At 64.2% G+C, this 18149-nt stretch carries 20 protein-coding genes; 12 read left to right on the top strand and 8 right to left on the bottom strand.

What is annotated here, in order from left to right; all coding sequences use genetic code 11:
- Positions 1 to 137 precede the first annotated feature (137 nt).
- Complete coding sequence (locus QM612_RS01760; protein ID WP_415252180.1) at positions 138 to 326, bottom strand: hypothetical protein; 189 nt, start codon at positions 324 to 326, stop codon at positions 138 to 140.
- Positions 327 to 489: 163 nt separating this feature from the next.
- On the opposite strand from QM612_RS01760, the gene QM612_RS01755 reads away from it, so the two are divergent.
- The 5 genes from QM612_RS01755 to QM612_RS01735 are packed head-to-tail and all read left to right on the top strand — an operon-like array spanning position 490 to position 3042.
- Positions 490 to 1707: a serine hydrolase domain-containing protein gene (locus QM612_RS01755; RefSeq protein ID WP_415252179.1), complete on the top strand. Its 1218-nt coding sequence runs from the start codon at positions 490 to 492 to the stop codon at positions 1705 to 1707.
- Between the two features lie 56 nt (positions 1708 to 1763).
- A complete protein-coding gene (locus tag QM612_RS01750) occupies positions 1764 to 2045 on the top strand; it encodes a type II toxin-antitoxin system RelE/ParE family toxin (RefSeq protein ID WP_415252178.1) in 282 nt (93 codons plus the stop codon).
- Between the two features lie 10 nt (positions 2046 to 2055).
- Positions 2056 to 2361, top strand: coding sequence for a HigA family addiction module antitoxin (locus tag QM612_RS01745; RefSeq protein ID WP_415252177.1), 306 nt, complete (start codon positions 2056 to 2058; stop codon positions 2359 to 2361).
- Positions 2362 to 2401: 40 nt separating this feature from the next.
- Positions 2402 to 2686, top strand: coding sequence for a type II toxin-antitoxin system HigB family toxin (locus QM612_RS01740; protein ID WP_415252176.1), 285 nt, complete (start codon positions 2402 to 2404; stop codon positions 2684 to 2686).
- Entirely contained in the window at positions 2683 to 3042 is a 360-nt protein-coding gene (locus QM612_RS01735; protein ID WP_415252175.1) for a helix-turn-helix domain-containing protein, read from the top strand. Before QM612_RS01740 ends, QM612_RS01735 begins: the two co-directional genes overlap by 4 nt.
- 35 nt (positions 3043 to 3077) lie before the next feature.
- Here QM612_RS01735 and aceE read toward each other — a convergent pair whose 3' ends face one another.
- Together aceE and QM612_RS01725 are read right to left on the bottom strand one after the other, a co-directional pair.
- On the bottom strand, positions 3078 to 5768 hold the full coding sequence (aceE, locus tag QM612_RS01730) for a pyruvate dehydrogenase (acetyl-transferring), homodimeric type (RefSeq protein ID WP_415252174.1): 2691 nt from the start codon (positions 5766 to 5768) through the stop codon (positions 3078 to 3080).
- 151 nt (positions 5769 to 5919) lie between these two features.
- Positions 5920 to 8238 (bottom strand): NADP-dependent malic enzyme, encoded by a 2319-nt coding sequence (locus QM612_RS01725; protein WP_415252173.1) that lies wholly within the window; start codon positions 8236 to 8238, stop codon positions 5920 to 5922.
- A 182-nt stretch (positions 8239 to 8420) separates the two neighbouring features.
- Here QM612_RS01725 and QM612_RS01720 point away from each other — a divergent pair, with 182 nt between their 5' ends.
- The 5 genes from QM612_RS01720 to QM612_RS01700 are packed head-to-tail and all read left to right on the top strand — an operon-like array spanning position 8421 to position 13774.
- A complete protein-coding gene (locus QM612_RS01720) occupies positions 8421 to 9659 on the top strand; it encodes an amino acid deaminase (RefSeq protein ID WP_415252172.1) in 1239 nt (412 codons plus the stop codon).
- 32 nt (positions 9660 to 9691) lie between these two features.
- The gene (locus QM612_RS01715; RefSeq protein ID WP_415252171.1) at positions 9692 to 11047 is read left to right on the top strand and encodes a gluconate:H+ symporter; all 1356 of its coding nucleotides are present in this window, start codon (positions 9692 to 9694) and stop codon (positions 11045 to 11047) included.
- Positions 11044 to 11928 carry a MurR/RpiR family transcriptional regulator gene (locus QM612_RS01710; RefSeq protein ID WP_415252170.1) on the top strand — a complete coding sequence of 295 codons (885 nt, stop codon included), beginning with the start codon at positions 11044 to 11046 and terminating at the stop codon, positions 11926 to 11928. The genes QM612_RS01715 and QM612_RS01710 overlap by 4 nt, the downstream gene beginning before the upstream one ends.
- A gap of 2 nt (positions 11929 to 11930) precedes the next feature.
- The gene (locus QM612_RS01705) at positions 11931 to 13379 is read left to right on the top strand and encodes an N-acyl-D-amino-acid deacylase family protein (RefSeq protein WP_415252169.1); all 1449 of its coding nucleotides are present in this window, start codon (positions 11931 to 11933) and stop codon (positions 13377 to 13379) included.
- Entirely contained in the window at positions 13379 to 13774 is a 396-nt protein-coding gene (locus QM612_RS01700; protein WP_415252168.1) for a RidA family protein, read from the top strand. The genes QM612_RS01705 and QM612_RS01700 overlap by 1 nt, the downstream gene beginning before the upstream one ends.
- Before the next feature lie 4 nt (positions 13775 to 13778).
- On the opposite strand, the gene QM612_RS01695 is transcribed toward QM612_RS01700, so the two are convergent.
- The 4 genes from QM612_RS01695 to rsgA form a co-directional block, all read right to left on the bottom strand.
- Positions 13779 to 15017, bottom strand: coding sequence for a flavohemoglobin expression-modulating QEGLA motif protein (locus QM612_RS01695; RefSeq protein ID WP_415252167.1), 1239 nt, complete (start codon positions 15015 to 15017; stop codon positions 13779 to 13781).
- Positions 15018 to 15062: 45 nt separating this feature from the next.
- Entirely contained in the window at positions 15063 to 15464 is a 402-nt protein-coding gene (locus tag QM612_RS01690) for a type II toxin-antitoxin system VapC family toxin (protein ID WP_415252166.1), read from the bottom strand.
- Positions 15455 to 15721 carry a type II toxin-antitoxin system Phd/YefM family antitoxin gene (locus QM612_RS01685; RefSeq protein WP_415252165.1) on the bottom strand — a complete coding sequence of 89 codons (267 nt, stop codon included), beginning with the start codon at positions 15719 to 15721 and terminating at the stop codon, positions 15455 to 15457. The genes QM612_RS01690 and QM612_RS01685 overlap by 10 nt, the downstream gene beginning before the upstream one ends.
- 76 nt (positions 15722 to 15797) lie before the next feature.
- Positions 15798 to 16883, bottom strand: coding sequence for a ribosome small subunit-dependent GTPase A (gene rsgA, locus QM612_RS01680; protein WP_415252164.1), 1086 nt, complete (start codon positions 16881 to 16883; stop codon positions 15798 to 15800).
- A 527-nt stretch (positions 16884 to 17410) separates the two neighbouring features.
- On the opposite strand from rsgA, the gene QM612_RS01675 reads away from it, so the two are divergent.
- The gene (locus QM612_RS01675) at positions 17411 to 17575 is read left to right on the top strand and encodes a hypothetical protein (protein ID WP_415252163.1); all 165 of its coding nucleotides are present in this window, start codon (positions 17411 to 17413) and stop codon (positions 17573 to 17575) included.
- 13 nt (positions 17576 to 17588) lie between these two features.
- Entirely contained in the window at positions 17589 to 17744 is a 156-nt protein-coding gene (locus QM612_RS01670; protein WP_415252162.1) for a class IIb bacteriocin, lactobin A/cerein 7B family, read from the top strand.
- A gap of 223 nt (positions 17745 to 17967) precedes the next feature.
- Here the strand turns inward: QM612_RS01670 and QM612_RS01665 are convergent.
- Positions 17968 to 18149 (bottom strand): hypothetical protein (locus QM612_RS01665; protein ID WP_415252161.1); only part of this gene is annotated, 182 nt, incomplete at its 5' end.

The following is an 18149-nucleotide window of genomic DNA, read 5'->3' as shown; positions in this document are numbered from 1 at the left end:
GTCATTGAAAAAGCTGGATCCCGGCTTTCGCCGGGATGACGTTTCGGGAGTTGTTCAGAGCTTCCCTAGCAATCAAAGAGGCATCGCCGGCCGAACCGCGCTGGGGAGGACGCGGCCCGACCGGCGATCCGGGGACATCAGCGGCAACGGAAATAACGGGCTTCGTAGCTGACGTAACTGCGGTTGCTGGCGTAGCCGCTGCTGCTTCCGTAGCCCACGCCGAAGTCGCGCTGGCGGTGGATACGGGCCGGGGTGGTGCCCGGGTTGCGTGGGGTCAGACGGCGTTCGACGTAGGCCAGCGGGCTGGGGGAGGCGATGCGGTACATGGCGGTTTCCTGTGTTGGTAAGTTGGTGTGCTGGTAATGTAGTACACCAACCAAATCCCGCCATGAGCCGAAAGTCATGCCTCCGGTTCCGGACAGGAACGGTTCAGTTAACCTGCCCGTCCGCCGCTGGAAATCCCGACGCCACACGCATGGAGATGACTCGATGAAGCACTGCATCTACCTCGCATTGGCCCTGCTGGCCTGCATCGGCATCGCACATGCAGCCGAACCACAGTCCGCGTCGCCACAGGCCCGCGTGCGCGTGACCTTCGACCGCGACGGCATTACCGCCACCCAAACCTCCGGCTATGCCGATCCCGCGACCAAGCGCGCCATCACCATCGACGATCCGGTGCGCATCGCTTCGATCTCCAAGCTGGTGCTGTCCATCGGCGTGATGCGGCTGGTCGAGGAAGGCAAGCTCGACCTCGATGCCGATGTGTCAGGCGTACTCGGCTGGAAACTGCGCAACCCGGCATTCCCGCGCAGGAAAATCACCCTGCGCCATCTGCTCTCGCACACCGCCAGCCTGACCGATGGTGCCGGCTACTGGCAGGTGCCGCTGGACGGCGAGTTCCGCAAACTGCTGGACGACCCGAAGGCGTGGGACGCGCAGCACGCGCCCGGCACGTATTGGCGCTACGCCAATGTCGGCTTTCCGCTGATCGGCGCGGTGATGGAACGCGCCACCGGCCAGCGGTTGGATGTGCTGATGCAACGCCTCGTCATCCAGCCGCTGAGCCTGCACGCCTGCTATGGCTGGCCGACTTGCATCGAGGCCACCGCCGCACGCGCGGTGGTGTTGTACAGCGAAGGCAAGCCGGACGTCGATGACAACCAGGGGAAGAAGCCGGCTTGCGGCATCACCAAGGCCAGCGATGGCAGTTGCGATCTGTCGAAGTGGCGCGCCGGTGCGGCGACGAATGTGTTTGGCCCGCAGGGCGGGCTGCGCATCTCCGCCAGCGACCTGTCAAAGATCGGCCGCCTGCTGCTGAATGACGGCATCGTGGATGGCGTGCGCCTGCTCAAGCCCGAATCCGTGCGCGCGATGATCGGCCCGGAGTGGAGTTTCACCGGCAGCAATGGCCTGACGCTGGAGGAAGACGATCCCATCCGCACGCAGGGTGGCTTCACCTGCCGCTACGGCTTTGCCGTCCACACCCTTGCAACCGGCTTGCCCGGCTGCGGCGACGATCCCTTTGGCGACGGCGTGCAGCGCGTCGGCCACAGCGGCAATGCCTACGGCCTGCTCGCTGGCCTGTGGGTGGACCGCAAGACCGGCACCGGCGTTGTTTATTTCTCCACCGGCAACGATGCACCAGAGCCGGGCAAGCATTCGGCCTTCAGTCGAATCGAGGAGACGAGTGCGGCGGGGTGGTAAGTTTCCGACAGATACTCACGATTGACGTTAATAACGTATAACGTTATTATTGCGGCATGGCGATCAAGTCCTTCCGTTGCGAAGACACCGAGACCCTGTTCAATCGCCATCGCGTGCGCCGCTTCACAGGCATCGAAAACTTGGCGCGGCGCAAACTGGAACTGCTGGACATGGCAGGCCGGCTGGACGACCTGCGTGTTCCACCTGGCAACCGGCTGGAAGCACTGAAAGGTGACCGAAGAGGTCAGCACAGCATCCGTATCAATGACCAATGGCGGGTGTGTTTCATCTGGTCGGGTACGGATGCCACAGCCGTCGAAATCGTGGATTACCACTGAGGATCACACCATGGCCCGCAAGCTTGCCCCCATCCATCCCGGCGAAATCCTGCGCGAAGAGTTCCTCTCCCCGCTGGGCATCAGCAATTACCGGCTGGCCAAGGAAATCGGCGTTCCGGCCCAGCGCATCGGCGAGATCGTGGCTGGTCGCCGCTCCATCACGGCAGACACCGACCTGCGCCTGTGCAGGTTCTTCGGGTTGACCGAAGGCTTCTGGCTGCGCTGCCAGGCCCGCTTCGACACGGAAACCGCCAAGGACGTACTTGCCGGGCAATTGGCGAAGATCAAGCCCTGGGAGAATGCAGCGGCGGCGTGAGGCCAGGCCACGGGTGTCGCTACGGCCTGCTCGCCGGACTGTGGGTGGATCGCAAGACCGGGCACGCCATCCGGATGCCGAACAGCCGCTCAAGGCCTGGTTTGACGAAGCCCGACACGCGCGCTGGAAAACCCCGCAGGACATCCGCAACCAGTACGCCAGTGCCAGCTTCGTGGGCCGCAACCGCGTCGTCTTCAACATCAAGGGCAACGATTACCGGTTGATCGTCGCCGTGGCATATCGATTCCAGGCGCTGTACATCAAATTCGTCGGCACGCATGCGCAGTACGACCGCATTGATGCCGCCACCGTGGAGGACGCATGAACATCCACCCCATCCGCACCAAGGCAGACCACAAGCGCGCTCTTCGCGAGCTGTCCGCCTATTTCAACAACGAACCCGAGCCGGGAACGGAAGACGGCGACCGCTTCGAAATCCTCGTCACCTTGGTGGAAGCCTACGAGGCCAAACACTTCCCGATCGAAGCGCCCGACCCCATCGAAGCGATCCGTTTCCGCATGGAACAGGGCGGCCTGACGGTGAAGGATCTGGTGCCTTCCATCGGCCAGCCGAACCGTGTCTATGAAGTGCTCAACCGCAAACGCGGGTTGACCCTGGAGATGATCCGAAATCTCCACCGGAATCTCGGGATTCCGGCGGAGAGCCTGATCGGAGCTTGACTAAAAGCTGACACGAAACGTCAGGGCTGATGGCCCTACGCCAACAACGGATTCTGCTTCTCCGCATCCAGCTTGTAGAGCTTGAGCGCGCGGGCCACGTCCTTCGCGGTGAGCTTGCCGTCTGCGGCCAGTGCAGCGACAGCGGCGTGGGCGACGTGGAAGCGGTCCACCTCGAAGTGGCGGCGCAGGTTGGCGCGGGTGTCGCTGCGGCCGTAGCCGTCGGTGCCGAGCACGCTGTAGCGCATCGGCACGTATTCGCGGATCTGGTTGGCGAACATGCGCACGTAGTCGGTGGCGGCAATCGCCGGGCCGCTGCGGCCTTCCAGTTGCGCGGTGACCCAGGGCTTGCGCGGGGTCTTGGCTTCGGGGTGGAAGCGGTTCCAGCGTTCGGCATCCACGCCGTCGCGGGCCAGTTCGGTGAAGCTGGGGCAAGACCAGATGTCGGCCTTGATGCCGAAGTCTGCATCCAGCAGATCCGCCGCCGCGATCACCTCGCGCAGGATGGTGCCGCTGCCCAGCAGTTGCACGCGCAGCTCGCCCTTCTTGCCCTTGCCCGCATCCTTCAGCAGGTACATGCCCTTGATGATCCCGTCCGCACTGCCTTCCGGCATGTCGGGGTGGGTGTAGTTCTCGTTCATCAGGGTGAGGTAGTAGTACTCGTCCTGTTGTTCGGCCAGCATGCGCTGCATGCCGTGCTGGACGATGGTCACGACTTCATATGCAAACGTGGGGTCGTAGCTGCGCACGTTGGGGATGAAGCTGCTCTGGATGTGGCTCTGGCCGTCCTCGTGCTGCAGGCCTTCGCCGTTGAGCGTGGTGCGTCCGGCGGTGCCGCCCAGCATGAAGCCGCGCGCGCGCATGTCGCCGGCCTGCCATGCGGCATCGCCCACGCGCTGGAAACCGAACATCGAGTAGTAGATGTAGAACGGCAGCATCTGCAGGTCGTTGGTGCTGTAGCTGGTTGCCAGCGCCAGCCACGATGCGAACGCGCCGGCCTCGGTGATGCCTTCCTCCAGCACCTGCCCGGCGGAATCCTCGCGATAGAACATCAGCTGGTCGGCATCCACCGGCTTGTACTTCTGGCCCTGCGGGGCGTAGATGCCAAGCTGGCGGAACAGGCCTTCCATGCCGAAGGTGCGGGCCTCGTCGGCGACGATCGGCACGCAGCGCGGGCCGACCTGCTTGTCGCGCAGGATGATGTTGAACATCTGCACGAAGGCCATCGTCGTGCTGATCTCGCGCTCGCCGGTGGACTTCAACAGGCGTTCGAAGGTGGCAAGCGGCGGCACTTCCAGCGGCTGGCTGGCCTTCCTGCGGCGCTGCGGCAGATAGCCGCCGAGTTGTGCGCGGCGCTCGCGCATGTATTCCATTTCCGGCGATTTCTCGTCCGGGCGGAAGAACGGCACGTTGCCGTCCTTCAGCTGTTCGTCGTCGATGGGCAGCTTGAAGCGGTCGCGGAACGCGCGCACCGCGTCGTTGTCCAGCTTCTTGGTCTGGTGGCTCGGATTCAGCGCCTCGCCGGCGGTACCCATGCCGTAACCCTTCACGGTCTTGGCGAGGATCACGGTGGGCTGGCCGACGGTCTTCACCGCCGCGTCGTAGGCCGCATACACCTTGTGCGGATCATGCCCGCCACGGTTCAGACGCCAGATGTCGTCGTCGGACATGTTGGCGACCATCGCCAGGGTTTCCGGCGTCTTGCCGAAGAAATGCTCGCGCGTGTAAGCGCCGCCGAAGGCCTTGCAGTTCTGGTATTCGCCATCGACGGTTTCCATCATCACGCGCTTGAGATGACCGCCGTGGTCCTTCGCCAGCAGCGGATCCCAGTAGCTGCCCCAGATGGTCTTGATGACGTTCCAACCGGCACCACGGAATTGGCCTTCCAGCTCCTGGATGATCTTGCCGTTGCCGCGCACCGGGCCGTCCAGCCGTTGCAGGTTGCAGTTGATGACGAAGACCAGGTTGTCCAGCCCTTCGCGGCCGGCCACGCCAATCGCGCCGAGGGATTCCGGCTCGTCGGTTTCGCCATCGCCGAGGAAGCACCAGACCTTGCGGTCGGTCTTCGGCATCAGGCCGCGCGCTTCCAGATACTTCCAGCTGCGCGCCTGATAGATCGCGGAAATCGGGCCAAGCCCCATGCTGACGGTGGGCACCTGCCAGAACTCCGGCATCAGCCACGGATGCGGATAGCTGCTGATGCCACGGCCATCGACTTCCATGCGGAAGTTGTCGAGCTGGGATTCGCTGATGCGGCCTTCGAGGAAGGCGCGGGCGTAGATGCCCGGCGAGCTGTGGCCCTGCACGCAGATCAAATCACCCGGGTGATCCGCACTGGCGGCACGCCAGAAATGGTTGAAGCCCACGTCATACAGGGTGGCCGAGCTGGCGAAGCTGGCGATGTGGCCGCCCAGCTCGCCCGGCTTGCGGTTGGCGCGTACCACGGTCGCCATCGCGTTCCAGCGGATCATCGAGCGGATCCGCCATTCCATCGTGGCATCGCCCGGCATGCGCGGTTCCAGATGGGTCGGGATGGTGTTGATGTACTCGGTGGTGGGCGCGAACGGCAGGTGCGCGCCGGCGCGGCGGGTCAGTTCCACCATGCCTTCCAGCAACTGGTGCGCGCGCTCCGGCCCGGCGTTGTCGATGACGGCCTTCAGCGATTCGATCCACTCCCGCGATTCCTGCGGATCGGGATCGTTTTGCAGCATTTCATTCAGCCAGTTCATCGCGCGCTCCATGTCCCTGAAAGGTCGGTCGGAGGCCGAGTCTAGCAAGCGTTGCGGCACAGGCCATGCTGCGCCGCAACCAGATTTCTGTTTAGTCCGGGTAATTCAAGAAAACAGGCGGAACGGGCCAGGTACCCGCCCCGCCACTGGTTCAAACGCGTTTGCCTGCGCTCATCTCCGCGCGGATCTGCGCGTCGGTGGCGGCAATCGCGGTCATGTTGACGATGCGCCGCGCGGACGAAGCCGGGGTCAGGATGTGCGCGGCCGCGTCCAGCCCCATCAGGATCGGGCCGATGGCAACACCACCAGTCGCCACCCGGATCAGGTTGTAGGCGATGTTGGCCGCATCCAGGTTCGGCATCACCAGCAGGTTGGCGCGCCCGGTCAGGGTGGTGTTGGGCATGATCCTCTGGCGCAGGGCTTCATCCCATGCGGTGTCGGCCATCATCTCGCCATCCACTTCCAGCTTCGGCACGTGCTGGCGGATGATCTCGTAGGCGCGGCGCATCTTGCCCGCACTGCCGTCCTGATGGCTGCCGAAGTTGGAATGCGACAGCAGCGCCACCTTCGGCTCGATGCCGAACAGCTTGAGCCGGTAGCTGGCCTGCATGGTGGCCTCGGCAATCTGCTCCGCCGACGGCTCCATCTGCACATGGGTATCAACGAAGAACCACACGCCCTTGTCGTTGATGACGCCGGTCATCGCCGCCGTGCCCTGCACGCCGGGCTGGAAGTCGAACACGCTGCGCAGGTAGCCCAGCTTCTTGTGATAGCGGCCCACGATGCCGGTGATGAGCGCATCAGCTTCGCCACGTTTCACCATCAGTGCGGCGATCAGGGTGGTGCGCGAACGCATCAGGTTCTTGGCGGCATCCGGCGTCACGCCCCGGCGCTCGGTCAGCGCGTGGTACTGCTTCCAGTAATCGTCGAAGCGCGGGTCGTCGTTGATGTTGGTCAGCTCGAAATCGACCCCGGCGCGCATGCGCAGGCCCAGCTTGGCGATGCGGCTTTCGATCACTTCCGGGCGACCAATCAGGATCGGGAAGGCCAAGCCTTCGTCGATCACCGTCTGCACCGCCTGCAAGACCACGAACTCCTCGCCCTCGGCATAGGCCACGCGCTTGCGGTCGGCGCGCGCGCGCTCATAGACCGGCTTCATCATCAGGCTGGTGCGGTGGATGAACTGGCCGAGGTGTTCCTTGTAGGCCACGAGGTCATCGATGGGGCGCTGGGCGATGCCGGATTCCATCGCCGCCTTCGCCACCGCCGGAGCCAGCATGGTCAGCAGGCGCGGATCGAACGGACGCGGAATGAGGTATTCGCGGCCAAACTTCGGCACGTCACCGCCGTAGGCCGCGCCAAGGTCGGAGGCTTCCATGCGCGCAAGCGCGGCGATGGCGCGCACGCAGGCCAGCTTCATCGCCTCGTTGATCCCGGTTGCGCCCACGTCCAGCGCGCCACGGAAAATGTAGGGGAAGCACAGCGCGTTGTTGACCTGGTTCGGATAGTCGCTGCGACCCGTCGCGATGATGCAGTCCGGGCGCACCTTCTTCGCGTCCTCCGGCAGGATTTCCGGATAGGGATTGGCCAGCGCCAGGATGATCGGGTTGTCCGCCATCGTGGCGACCATCTCGGGCTTGAGCACGCCACCGGCGGACAGGCCGAGGAACAGGTCGGCGCCGGCCACGATTTCCGCCAGCGTGCGCGCCTGCGTATCGCTGGCGTAGCGGGCCTTGTCGGGGTCGAGATTGCCGCGCCCCGTGTAGATCACGCCCTCGCGGTCGAACGCGATGATGTTGTCCTTGCGCACGCCCAGCGCCACCAGCATGTCGAGGCAGGCGATGCCCGCCGCGCCCGCGCCGGTGGTGGCAACCTTGATGTCCTCGATCTTCTTGCCCGCAACTTCCAGCGCGTTGAGCACCGCAGCGCCCACGATGATCGCGGTGCCGTGCTGGTCGTCATGGAACACCGGGATGTTCATGCGCTCGCGCAGCTTGCGCTCCACGATGAAGCATTCCGGCGCCTTGATGTCTTCCAGATTGATGCCGCCGAAGGTCGGCTCCATCGCGGCGATGATGTCCACCAGCTTGTCCGGGTCGTGTTCGTTCAGTTCGATGTCGAACACATCGATACCGGCGAACTTCTGGAACAGCACGCCCTTGCCTTCCATGACCGGCTTGCCGGCCAGCGGGCCGATGTCGCCCAGCCCCAGCACGGCCGTGCCGTTGGTGATGACCGCCACCAGATTGCCGCGCGCGGTGTACTCGCTGGCCTTGGTGGGGTCGGCGGCGATTTCCTCGCAGGCGTAGGCCACGCCCGGCGAATACGCCAGCGCCAGATCGCGCTGGGTCACCATCGGCTTGGTCGCGGTGACCTTGATCTTTCCCTTCGGCAGTTGCCGGTGGTAGTCGAGCGCGGCCCGTTTCAAATCATCATTTTTCTGGTCGTCGTTGCCGTTCGTTTCGGACATCACGTGAGGCCATTGGGACGGGCGTTCATTCTACCCACGACGCTGGCCGCGACAGCCCGGCTACGCAGGCGTATGGCGGCGGATGGGTACTTCGGCATGGCCCTTCGCACTGAAAATAATTTTCATGCGCGACATTTTCGTGCTTAGATGCCGCTTCCGATGGCAGCGGACACAAGGCTTCGATGCACCCGTCGAACGTTCCCGCAGAGATTCCGGTGACCGGCAAGGGGCTGGGCGCTGGCCCCGATCCGTGCTGGTCGATCCTCGACGGCGAGGTCAGCCTGCCGGTGGCGGTGCTGCGCGATTCGGCACTGCAACACAATCTTGCGTGGATGCGCGATTTCATCGCCGCCTACGGCGTGGAACTTGCGCCGCACGGCAAGACCACGATGAGCCCCGAGCTGTTCGCGATGCAGCTGGATGCCGGCGCATGGGGCATCACCCTTGCCACCGCGCCGCAAGTGCGCGACGCATATCGCCACGGCGTGCGCCGGGTGCTGATGGCGAATCAACTGGTGGGCCGCGCCAACATGGCGCTGATCGCGGAACTGCTGCGCGACCCGGCGTTCGCGTTCTGCTGTCTGGTGGATTCGGCGACCAATGCCGATGCGCTGGGTGCGTACTTCGCCGAGCGCAGCCAACGCCTGCGCCTGCTGCTGGAAATCGGCGTGACCGGTGGCCGCACCGGCGTGCGCGACGATGCACAGGCACGCGCGGTGCTGGACGCCATCGCCCGCTGGCCGCAGTCGCTGGCACTGGTGGGCGTGGAAACCTACGAGGGCGTGCTGAAGGACGAAGCCGGCATCCGCGCCCTGCTGCGGCGCACCGTTGCCATCATGCAGATGCTGCGCGACGAAGGCGCATTCGCCGAACCGCGCATCCTGCTGTCCGGCGCGGGTTCGGCCTGGTACGACGTGGTGGCCGAGGAGTTTGCCGACGCCGCAAAGAATCCCGACGTGCAGGTGCTGCTGCGTCCGGGCTGCTACCTGACCCACGATGCCGGTGCGTATCGCGATGCCGATGCGCGCATCCACGCCTCCAATCCGGTGGCACGTTCGATGGCGGAAGGCCTGCGCCCTGCATTGCAGCTCTGGGCCTGCGTGCAGTCAGTGCCGGAACCGGGACGCGCCATCGTTGGCCTTGGCAAGCGCGATGCCGCCTTCGACGCCGGCCTGCCGCTGCCGGTGCTGCAGCATCGTCCGGGCGATGCCGCGCCGCAGCCCGCACCATCGCATTGGCGGCTGGACGCGATCATGGACCAGCACGCCTTCCTCGCCATCGATGCCGACGACGATGTGCAGGTCGGTGACATGTTGTGCTTCGACATCTGCCATCCCTGCCTGACCTTCGACAAGTGGCGGCACCTGCTGCGGGTGGACGACGACTGGCGGGTCACCGGCATCGTGACCACCTGTTTCTAAGACATGTTCCTGACGCCGCGACGGAGACACGCATGACGCCCGGAACCCTGCTGCTGGTGTATGCCGCCATCGCCATCATCGCCCTGGTGGTGTTGATCGCGCGCTACCGCCTCAATCCCTTCATCACCCTGACGCTGGTCTCGCTGGGCCTGGCCCTGGCCGCCGGGATGCCGGCGGGCGAGATCGTGACTGCCTACGAACAGGGCGTGGGCCGCACGCTGGGCCACATCGCGCTGATCGTGGCGCTGGGCACCATGCTGGGCAAGATGATGGCCGAGTCGGGCGGCGCCGAACGCATCGCACGCACCATGATCGCCCGCTTCGGCCCGCGCAACGCGCACTGGGCGATGATGCTGGTGGCGTTCTGCATCGGCCTGCCGATCTTCTTCGAAGTCGGCTTCGTGCTGCTGATCCCGATTGCGCTCAACGTCGCGCGCCGCACCGGCACCCACCTGCTGCTGGTCGGCCTGCCGATGGTCGCCGGCCTGTCGGTGGTGCATGGGCTGGTGCCACCGCATCCGGCGGCGATGCTGGCGGTGAAGGAATACCAGGCCGACGTGGGCCGCACGGTGTTCTATGCGCTGCTGGTGGGATTGCCCACCGCCGCGCTGGCCGGGCCGATCTTCGCGAAGTTCATCGCCCCGCGCGTGCGCCTGCCCGCGCACAACCCGATGGAAGCGGCGCTGCTGGACGAAGGCCACGGCCAGCTTGCCGATGACGCGCTGCCCGGCTTCGGCATCACCGTGGCGACCTTGCTGCTGCCGGTGGCGCTGATGCTGCTGGGCGGCTGGGCCGACGTGCTGGCAACACCGGGCACGCAGCGCAACGAGTTCCTGCACTTCATCGGCAATTCGGTAGTGGCATTGCTGCTGGCAACGCTGCTGAGCTTCGTCACGCTCGGGCTGATGCGCGGCTTCAACCGCGAGCAGATTTTGAAGTTCTCGCAGGACTGCCTTGCGCCCACCGCCGCCATCACCTTGCTCGTAGGTGCCGGTGGCGGCCTCAACGGCATCCTCGTGAAAACCGGCGTGGCGGCGGAAATCACTGCGCTGTCACAGCGCTTTGAATTGTCACCGCTGATGATGGGCTGGGTGGTGGCGGCGCTGATGCGCATCGCAACCGGATCGGCAACGGTGGCGATGAGCACTGCTGCTGGCATCGTGGCACCGGTCGCACTGGCCGCAGGCTACCCGCACCCCGAACTGCTGGTGCTGACAACCGGCGCGGGTGCGCTGATTCTTTCGCACGTCAACGACGGCGGCTTCTGGCTGGTCAAGGAGTACTTCAACATGACGGTGGCACAGACCTTCAAGACATGGACGGTGCTGGAAACGCTGATTTCGCTGGTCACGCTGGGGCTGACCGCACTGCTGGCGACGCTGCTGTGAGCGCGCCCACCACGCCGCAGGCGTTCGACGTCGTGTATGCGCTGCGCCAGCGGCGCGACACCCTGAGCCCGGTGGAGCAGCGGATCGCCGATGCGATCCTTGCCGATGTCGGCGGCGCGGCCCAGCTTGGCATCGCGGAACTGGCCGAGCGCGCGGGCGTCAGCGTGGCGGCGATTTCACGCTTCGCCAAGACGATGGACTGCGACAACGTGCGCGAACTGCGCGCACAACTGGCCGCAGCAAGTGCGGTGGGCCAGCGCTTCCTTGATGCGTCGGATGCACCACCGGTCTCCGCGCTGTACGCACAGATCTGCACCGACATCGAAACCACCCTGCGCCGCAACCTGGGTGGCCTGCGCGAACCGGACGTGCAGGCCGCCGCCGAAGCGCTGGCCGAAGCCCGCATGATCCACGCCTTCGGCATGGGCGGCGCTTCCACCGTGTTCGCCGCCGAAGTGCAGAACCGGCTGATGCGGCTGGGCCGGCCCGTGGCTGCATGCAGCGACTTTCTTTCGATGCAGATGATCGCCGCCACGCTCGGCAAGGACGACGTGGTGCTGGCGCTGTCGATTTCCGGCACCACCGCCGAACTGCTGGTCGCCGTCGGCATCGCCCGCAGCTACGGCGCGCGCGTGGTCGCCATCACCCGCGCCGGCACGCCGCTGGCCGAGCAGGCGGACTGCCTGCTGCCGATTGCCATCGACGAAACCGACTTCGTGTTCAAGCCCTCTTCCTCGCGCTATGCGCTGATGCTCGCGATCGACATCCTCGCCACCACGCTTGCCCTGCATCAAGCCGGCGACAACCGCGAACGCCTGCGCAGGATCAAGCTGGCGCTGGACGCCATGCGCAGCGAAGACCGCCTGCCGCTGGGAGACTGAGGATGTCCATGCTTCCACAGTTCGACCTGTTGATTCGCGGCGCGCAGGTGTTCGATGGCAGCGACCGTCCCGGCGTTGTTGCCGATGTGGCGGTGCGTGGCGGTCGCATCGTTGCGGTCGGCAAGCTCGAAGGCGATGCAACGCGCGTGGTTGATGCGCAGGGGTTGGCGCTGGCACCGGGCTTCATCGACGTGCATACCCACGACGATCTGGAAGTCATCCGTAATCCCACCATGCCCAGCAAGATCACCCAGGGCGTGACCACGGTGGTGGTGGGCAACTGCGGGATCAGCGCCAGTCCGGTGCGCCTGCATGGTGCGATACCCGACCCGATGAACCTGCTCGGCGACGACGACGAGTTCCGCTATCCGCGCTTCGCCGACTACCGCGCTGCCGTGGAAACCGCACGCCCTGCGGTGAACGTGGCCGCGCTGGTGGGCCATACCGCACTGCGCCAGAACCACATGGATCGTGTGGATCGCGCCGCAAGCGAGGACGAGATCGCCGCCATGCGCGTGCAATTGCGCGAGAGCATCGCCGACGGCGCGCTGGGGCTGAGCACCGGGCTTGCCTATGCCTCCGCATTCCAGGCACCGGCAAGCGAAGTGAACGCGCTGGCGCGCGAATTGCCCGCCGGCTGCCTGTATGCCACGCATTTGCGTGACGAGTTCGCCGGCATCCTGCCCGCATTGCAGGAAGCCTTCGCAACCGGGCGCGAAAGCGGCGCACCGGTGCGGGTGTCACACCTGAAATGCGCGGGCGTGGACAACTGGCATCGCAGTGGCGAAGTGCTGGCCGCGCTGGAAGCCGCCGCGCACGATCACGACGTGGCCTGCGACTGTTATCCCTACGCCGCCAGCAGTTCCACCCTCGACCTGAAACAGGTCACCGATGCCCACGACATCCTGATCATGTGGTCAGACCCGCATCCCGAACAGAGCGGACGGCTGCTTGCTGCCATCGCCGCCGACTGGCACACCACGCTCGACGATGCAGCACGCCGCCTGCAACCAGCGGGCGCGGTGTATCACGGCATGCACGAAGCAGACGTGCGCCGCATCCTGTCGCATCCGCTGACCATGATCGGTTCCGACGGCCTGCCGCGCGGCGCGCGCCCGCATCCACGCCTGTGGGGCAGCTTCCCGCGCGTGCTGGGCCGCTATGTGCGCGAGGAACACCTGTTCCCGCTGCATGTCGCCATCCACAAGATGACCGGCCTGTCGGCGGCGCGCTTTGGCCTGCGCGGGCGCGGCGTGATCGGCGAAGGCGCGCATGCCGATCTGGTGCTGTTCGATCCCGCCACGGTGCGCGACGTGGCCGATTTCCACGATCCCATCCGCCCGTCCGTGGGCATCCATGCAGTCTGGGTCAACGGCGGCGCGGCCTATGACGGGCGCGAGGTCAACGGCGAGCGCCACGGCATTTTTCTTTCTCCGCACGGAGCAACCTGATGAGCGACATCATTCGATACGGTGCCGAAGGCGGCGTCGGCCAGGGCAGGCAGCACATGCCCTTCTCCCGCGCGGTGCAGGCCGATGGCTGGCTGCACGTTTCAGGACAAGTGCCGATGCGCGACGGCGTGCTGGTTACCGGCAACGTCACCGAACAGGCGCATGTGGTGATCGGCAACGTGCTGGCGATCCTTGCCGAAGCCGGCTACGGCCCGGAGCACGTCGTGCGCTGCGGCGTGTGGCTGGACGATGCCCGCGATTTCTACGCCTTCAACGCGGTGTTCCAGCACTACTTCGGCGAACACCCGCCGGCGCGCGCCTGCGTGGAAAGCCGCATGGTGGTGGACTGCAAGGTCGAAGTGGACTGCGTGGCCTACAAGCGCCCCGAACGCTGAAACACTAGCTCGCCGCATCCAGCCGGATGCGGTTGGCGAACAGCGAGAACGCCAGCATCCCGGCCAGCCCGTTGGCGCGCGATACCCAATCCGGCAACCAGCGCGGCGCGGCCAGCACGCCGGCATCGAACAGCGGATCGAAGCGTTCGGCATCCGCCAGTGTCATCTTGCCGGCAAACAGCCGGCGGCACTGGCGCAGGCGATCCTCGCGCAGCGCGCGGCGGAAGTAGGTATGCACTTCCACCAAGCCACGCAGATACACCGTGTCCTTGGCGAAGGCCGCGCCGCCCTGCACGGGCACGCCACGGAACACGCGCTGCGCCGAGGAAAAACTTTCCGCCGCATCCTGCCCGGCATCGCGAAAGTAATCGAACACCTGCAAAAAATCCGCGCCTTCCATCGCCATCGCAATCGCCACGGTGCGCAGGCTGATGCGCTTCATGCGCTGGATGTCGATGCTGCCGGTGATCTGCTCGGCCAGCACCGCCAGGCCTTCCTGCGTTGCAGTGACACGCGGCGATGACAGCGCAAGGCTGGGCAGCGCCGCCTGCTCGCGCCCGTTCAACGCGGTCAGCGAATGCACCAGCGCCTCGTGGTGCAGCAGTTGCTGGCGGTCGTAGTCGGTAAACGCCGCGCCATCGCGCAGGCGGATGCGGTTTGCACCCGCCGCCGCCTTGGCGATCATCTCCGCGTCCAGTTCCACCACGATCACGCGGCTGCCGAAGAAGCTGTCCAGCGCGTTCTGCAAATACAGCTGCATGGCGATGGCCGAGATCGAAATCTGCTCATCCGGTGCCAGCAGTTCGCGATCCAGCTCCCCGGCAATATCGATGAAATGCCGCGCTGCATCGCGGGTGCTGGTACCACCGCCCGGCAGCGGATCGTCGGGATGGCCGTACAGCGCAACCGACAGCGCGCCTGCTTCCGCCGTGCCCAGCGCTTCCAGCATGCGCGCCGTGATATCCCACTGCTGCGCGGATTCCTGCAGATAGATGCCCAGCGGATGTTCCGGATCGGCGGCTTCACTGATCGCCTGCAGTTCACGCCGCGCATCGCTGAAGTCATGCCGTGTGTATTCAACCTGCGGCAGCCGCGCATTGCCGCGCGCGTGATCCTCAAGAAACGCCTGTTGCACCGATGCCGGCCAGCTTGCCAGCGACAGCACCCGCAGCCCGCGCACGGCCTTGACCAACCGCGCGTCGAGCGCGGCGTAATGGGCGATGGGGTCGGTCGAAACGGTCATGACCGCATCAGTGTGACAGGCTGTTCGGCTGGAAATCCGGGGGCATCACGCGCCTGCAAACACGTTCACCGCCAGCCCATGCGAGGCATGTTGCAAGCGGTCATCGTTCGTCCACAGCGCTTCGCAACGGTGGTACTGCGCGCAAGCCAAGTGCAGGGCATCGGGGGTTTTCAGATTGAAGCGGGCGCGCACATCAGCAGCCCGCGCATATGCCTCTTCAGTAATGGATAGCTGCACGAAATCCGGAAACCAAGCGTCGTATTTCCGCTCCAGAATCCTGTCGCCAGTACGAATCGGCATCACCAGACATTCCAGCTTCACCAGTGGTGAAATCGCGAAGTCGCTGCTGGTATTCGCCTGCAACAATGCACGCGCGCGTTGCCCAAGCGGACCTGTGCTTTCCATCGCATAAATCAATGCATTGGTGTCGAGATAGATCAGTCCCAACTGTCACGCTCCTCGGCAATGTATGCGTCGATTTCGGCATCCGTTCGCCGCTTCATGTAAGCGGGTAATGGATTGTCGATCAGCCACTGCACGATGCGTTTGCCATTGCCGATGTCGGCATCCTTGGACACGGGTGCAACCTTCACAAGCTTCACCACCGGCGCGCCACGATTGGCGATGACGACTTCTTCCCCAGCCTGCGCCAACTTGACCAGCTCTGACAACCGGGTTTTTGCTTCCAGAATATTGACCTGCATGGATTTTCTCCGTCGCTGCAACGACACGCGCAGAGTAACCTGACCAAGTTGGTCAGATCAAGGCAAGTGCTTCAATTCAATGCTTGCCGTATTTCTCGTCCAGCCGCTTGTTCAGCGCCTTGCCCTGCACGCGCGCGTCGGCCTTCTGCGCCAGTCGCGTTGCAAGCTGGTTGGCAGCGCCTGCGACTTCCGCGCCCAGCTTGAGGAAATTGGCGACGCGCCCGCCATCGACCTCGCCACGTTCCACCGCCGCGCGCACCGCGCAACCGGGCTCCTTCGCATGCCGGCAGTCGCGGAACCTGCACTGTGCGGCCAGCGCTTCGATATCGCCGAAGCTTTCGGCCACGTCCTCTTCGCCGGTGGGCTTGAGCTCGCGCATGCCGGGCGTGTCGATGATGCAGGCACCGGATGGCAGCGCGATCAGCGCGCGATGGGTGGTGGTGTGGCGACCGCGCGCGTCGCTTTCGCGCACTTCGCCGGTCTTCATCTTCTCGATGCCGAGCAATGTATTCGTCAACGTGGACTTGCCCGCGCCGGAGCTGCCCACCAGCACGATGCAGCGGCCTTCGCCTAACCACGTGTCCAGCGCGGCGACGCTGGCGCGATCCTTCGCATTCACCGCATGCACCGGCACGCCAAGCGCATGTAGTTCGTGCAGCGCAGCGTCGGCATCCGCACCGTCCTTGTCGGATTTTGTCAGCACCACCACCGGCTGCACGCCGGAGCCTGCGATCAGCAATAGATATCGTTCGATCCGGCGCGGATTGAAATCGGCATCCAACCCGCAGACCACGAAGGCACTGTCGATGTTGGCGGCGATCACCTGCTGGCGGTAATGCTCGCCCGCCGCACCGCGCTTGATCGCGGAGAAACGCGGCAGCAGGGCGACGATGCGCAAACTGTTTGGTGACTCGCCTTCGACCAGTACCCAATCGCCCACCGCCGGGCGCGCCTCGGGGCTGGTCTCGCCCTTGCGATAGCTGCCGGCGCGCTGCCATTCCGGCAGCGATTCGGCGGGATGCGCGACATCGACCGATTCCGCCACCCGGTAGCCGCTGCGATGCTGTTCGACGATGCGCGCCGGACGCGCCTGCGGATGCGCGGCCAGCAGTTCCGCCCACGCCGGCGTTTCACGCCAGCCGATGGCCTGCAGGGGGGTCATGCGTGGGGATGTTTCGTCATGCGGCGATTCTAGCCGGACACCTAGTCATTCGCCCGACCGCAACTCTGGCAGCGCCTTTTTGTCCATGTACGTGGCGAACCGCAACGCCCGAGTGTACGCAATCAGATCCGGGCAAGCTGTGAGGCGTTTAGACGCAGTGCAAGCAATATTGACATCAATTTGTACAGTTTCGCTTGCACTGCTCCACAAGTCATTGAACAGCAAGCAGTAATTCCGACGCGCTATTGACGAAACGCACGTTTTTCCGTGTTTTCCGGCTTGACGGCAGTCACTGCAACAGGCAAAAAGCAGCATCTCCTCATCGGGGCGCTGCCATCGCATGTCGCAACCATCGTTCCGCAACAGGTTCTTGATACTGGGCAACGCTGATCGAGTGAATGTGCGCGCCGTTGTATTCGCTCAAAGAAAGAAGGGAAACAGCCGGCCTCCACTGAGCAGCCAGACCGCCGGGATATTTCCGGCACCCGTGGCGCAGGGGAACTGTGCTATATCGATGGAGAAGTAGCATGCGTGAGCTTAGTTTGAGAGAAACGGGTGATGTTGACGGAGGCATGGCCAATGTAGCTGTTCAAGTCGGCGCCAGGATTTTGATTGGCGCGGCTGTTGGGACAGGGGCTGGCCTGTTGATCGGACTGGCTGCCTACGTGATCTATGAATCGGTAACGGATTAAAGGGGAAGCTACCGTGCGCGAACTTAATGTGAATGAAGTTGAAAACATTGATGGCGGCCTAGTTGTTGTCATCTTCGCTGTTCCGATTGCCGCTGAGGCCTTGGCCGCTGGCGTACTTGCCGCAGGCGCGTCCGCTGTTGCTACGTTCCAGTACCTTAGGAATAATTAACCTCGCCCCGAACGGGGTAGCGAAAGCTACCCCGTTTGTTAAATAAGGAGCTTGCGTAATGTCTAAAAAAAATGATCTTTTGGTGCTCCTTGTCGCCGCATTTAGCTTCGTATTGGCGGCTTTGTTTGCATTTTTTTATCTATCCAGCTTGCAGATGGATGTCGGATTCATGATTTGTGTGTCTGCAATTGCAAGCATTGGCGTCGTATTTGTTTCCCATGTTTCAGGGAAGCTCAGCTTGAAAATGCAATAGGATTGTACAAGCAGGGAAATTACCCGACACTCGGCCATAAGCATCGGCAATCGAGTCTGTAAATTGAACTGTGTAACTGCCCTTTGACCCGCAGCCGGCGATACCGGCAGGAGCAGCGACATGGAACTGAGCAAGACGACCCTGAACGAGTT

Origin of the sequence: Thermomonas sp. (assembly GCF_047606765.1) — a bacterium.
Taxonomy (GTDB): Bacteria; Pseudomonadota; Gammaproteobacteria; order Xanthomonadales; family Xanthomonadaceae; genus Thermomonas.
The sequence above is the reverse complement of the archived record's forward strand: the minus strand, read 5'-3'. Positions and strand labels throughout refer to the sequence as shown.

Excerpts from the sequence above, each read along its gene's own strand:
- QM612_RS01760 (WP_415252180.1), bottom strand. The coding sequence starts at position 326 with ATGTACCGCATCGCCTCCCCCAGCCCGCTGGCCTACGTCGAACGCCGT.
- QM612_RS01755 (WP_415252179.1), top strand. The coding sequence starts at position 490 with ATGAAGCACTGCATCTACCTCGCATTGGCCCTGCTGGCCTGCATCGGC.
- QM612_RS01750 (WP_415252178.1), top strand. The coding sequence starts at position 1,764 with ATGGCGATCAAGTCCTTCCGTTGCGAAGACACCGAGACCCTGTTCAAT.
- QM612_RS01745 (WP_415252177.1), top strand. The coding sequence starts at position 2,056 with ATGGCCCGCAAGCTTGCCCCCATCCATCCCGGCGAAATCCTGCGCGAA.
- QM612_RS01735 (WP_415252175.1), top strand. The coding sequence starts at position 2,683 with ATGAACATCCACCCCATCCGCACCAAGGCAGACCACAAGCGCGCTCTT.
- aceE (WP_415252174.1), bottom strand. The coding sequence starts at position 5,768 with ATGAACTGGCTGAATGAAATGCTGCAAAACGATCCCGATCCGCAGGAA.
- QM612_RS01725 (WP_415252173.1), bottom strand. The coding sequence starts at position 8,238 with ATGTCCGAAACGAACGGCAACGACGACCAGAAAAATGATGATTTGAAA.
- QM612_RS01720 (WP_415252172.1), top strand. The coding sequence starts at position 8,421 with ATGCACCCGTCGAACGTTCCCGCAGAGATTCCGGTGACCGGCAAGGGG.
- QM612_RS01715 (WP_415252171.1), top strand. The coding sequence starts at position 9,692 with ATGACGCCCGGAACCCTGCTGCTGGTGTATGCCGCCATCGCCATCATC.
- QM612_RS01705 (WP_415252169.1), top strand. The coding sequence starts at position 11,931 with ATGTCCATGCTTCCACAGTTCGACCTGTTGATTCGCGGCGCGCAGGTG.
- QM612_RS01700 (WP_415252168.1), top strand. The coding sequence starts at position 13,379 with ATGAGCGACATCATTCGATACGGTGCCGAAGGCGGCGTCGGCCAGGGC.
- QM612_RS01695 (WP_415252167.1), bottom strand. The coding sequence starts at position 15,017 with ATGACCGTTTCGACCGACCCCATCGCCCATTACGCCGCGCTCGACGCG.
- QM612_RS01685 (WP_415252165.1), bottom strand. The coding sequence starts at position 15,721 with ATGCAGGTCAATATTCTGGAAGCAAAAACCCGGTTGTCAGAGCTGGTC.
- rsgA (WP_415252164.1), bottom strand. The coding sequence starts at position 16,883 with ATGACCCCCCTGCAGGCCATCGGCTGGCGTGAAACGCCGGCGTGGGCG.
- QM612_RS01675 (WP_415252163.1), top strand. The coding sequence starts at position 17,411 with ATGCGTGAGCTTAGTTTGAGAGAAACGGGTGATGTTGACGGAGGCATG.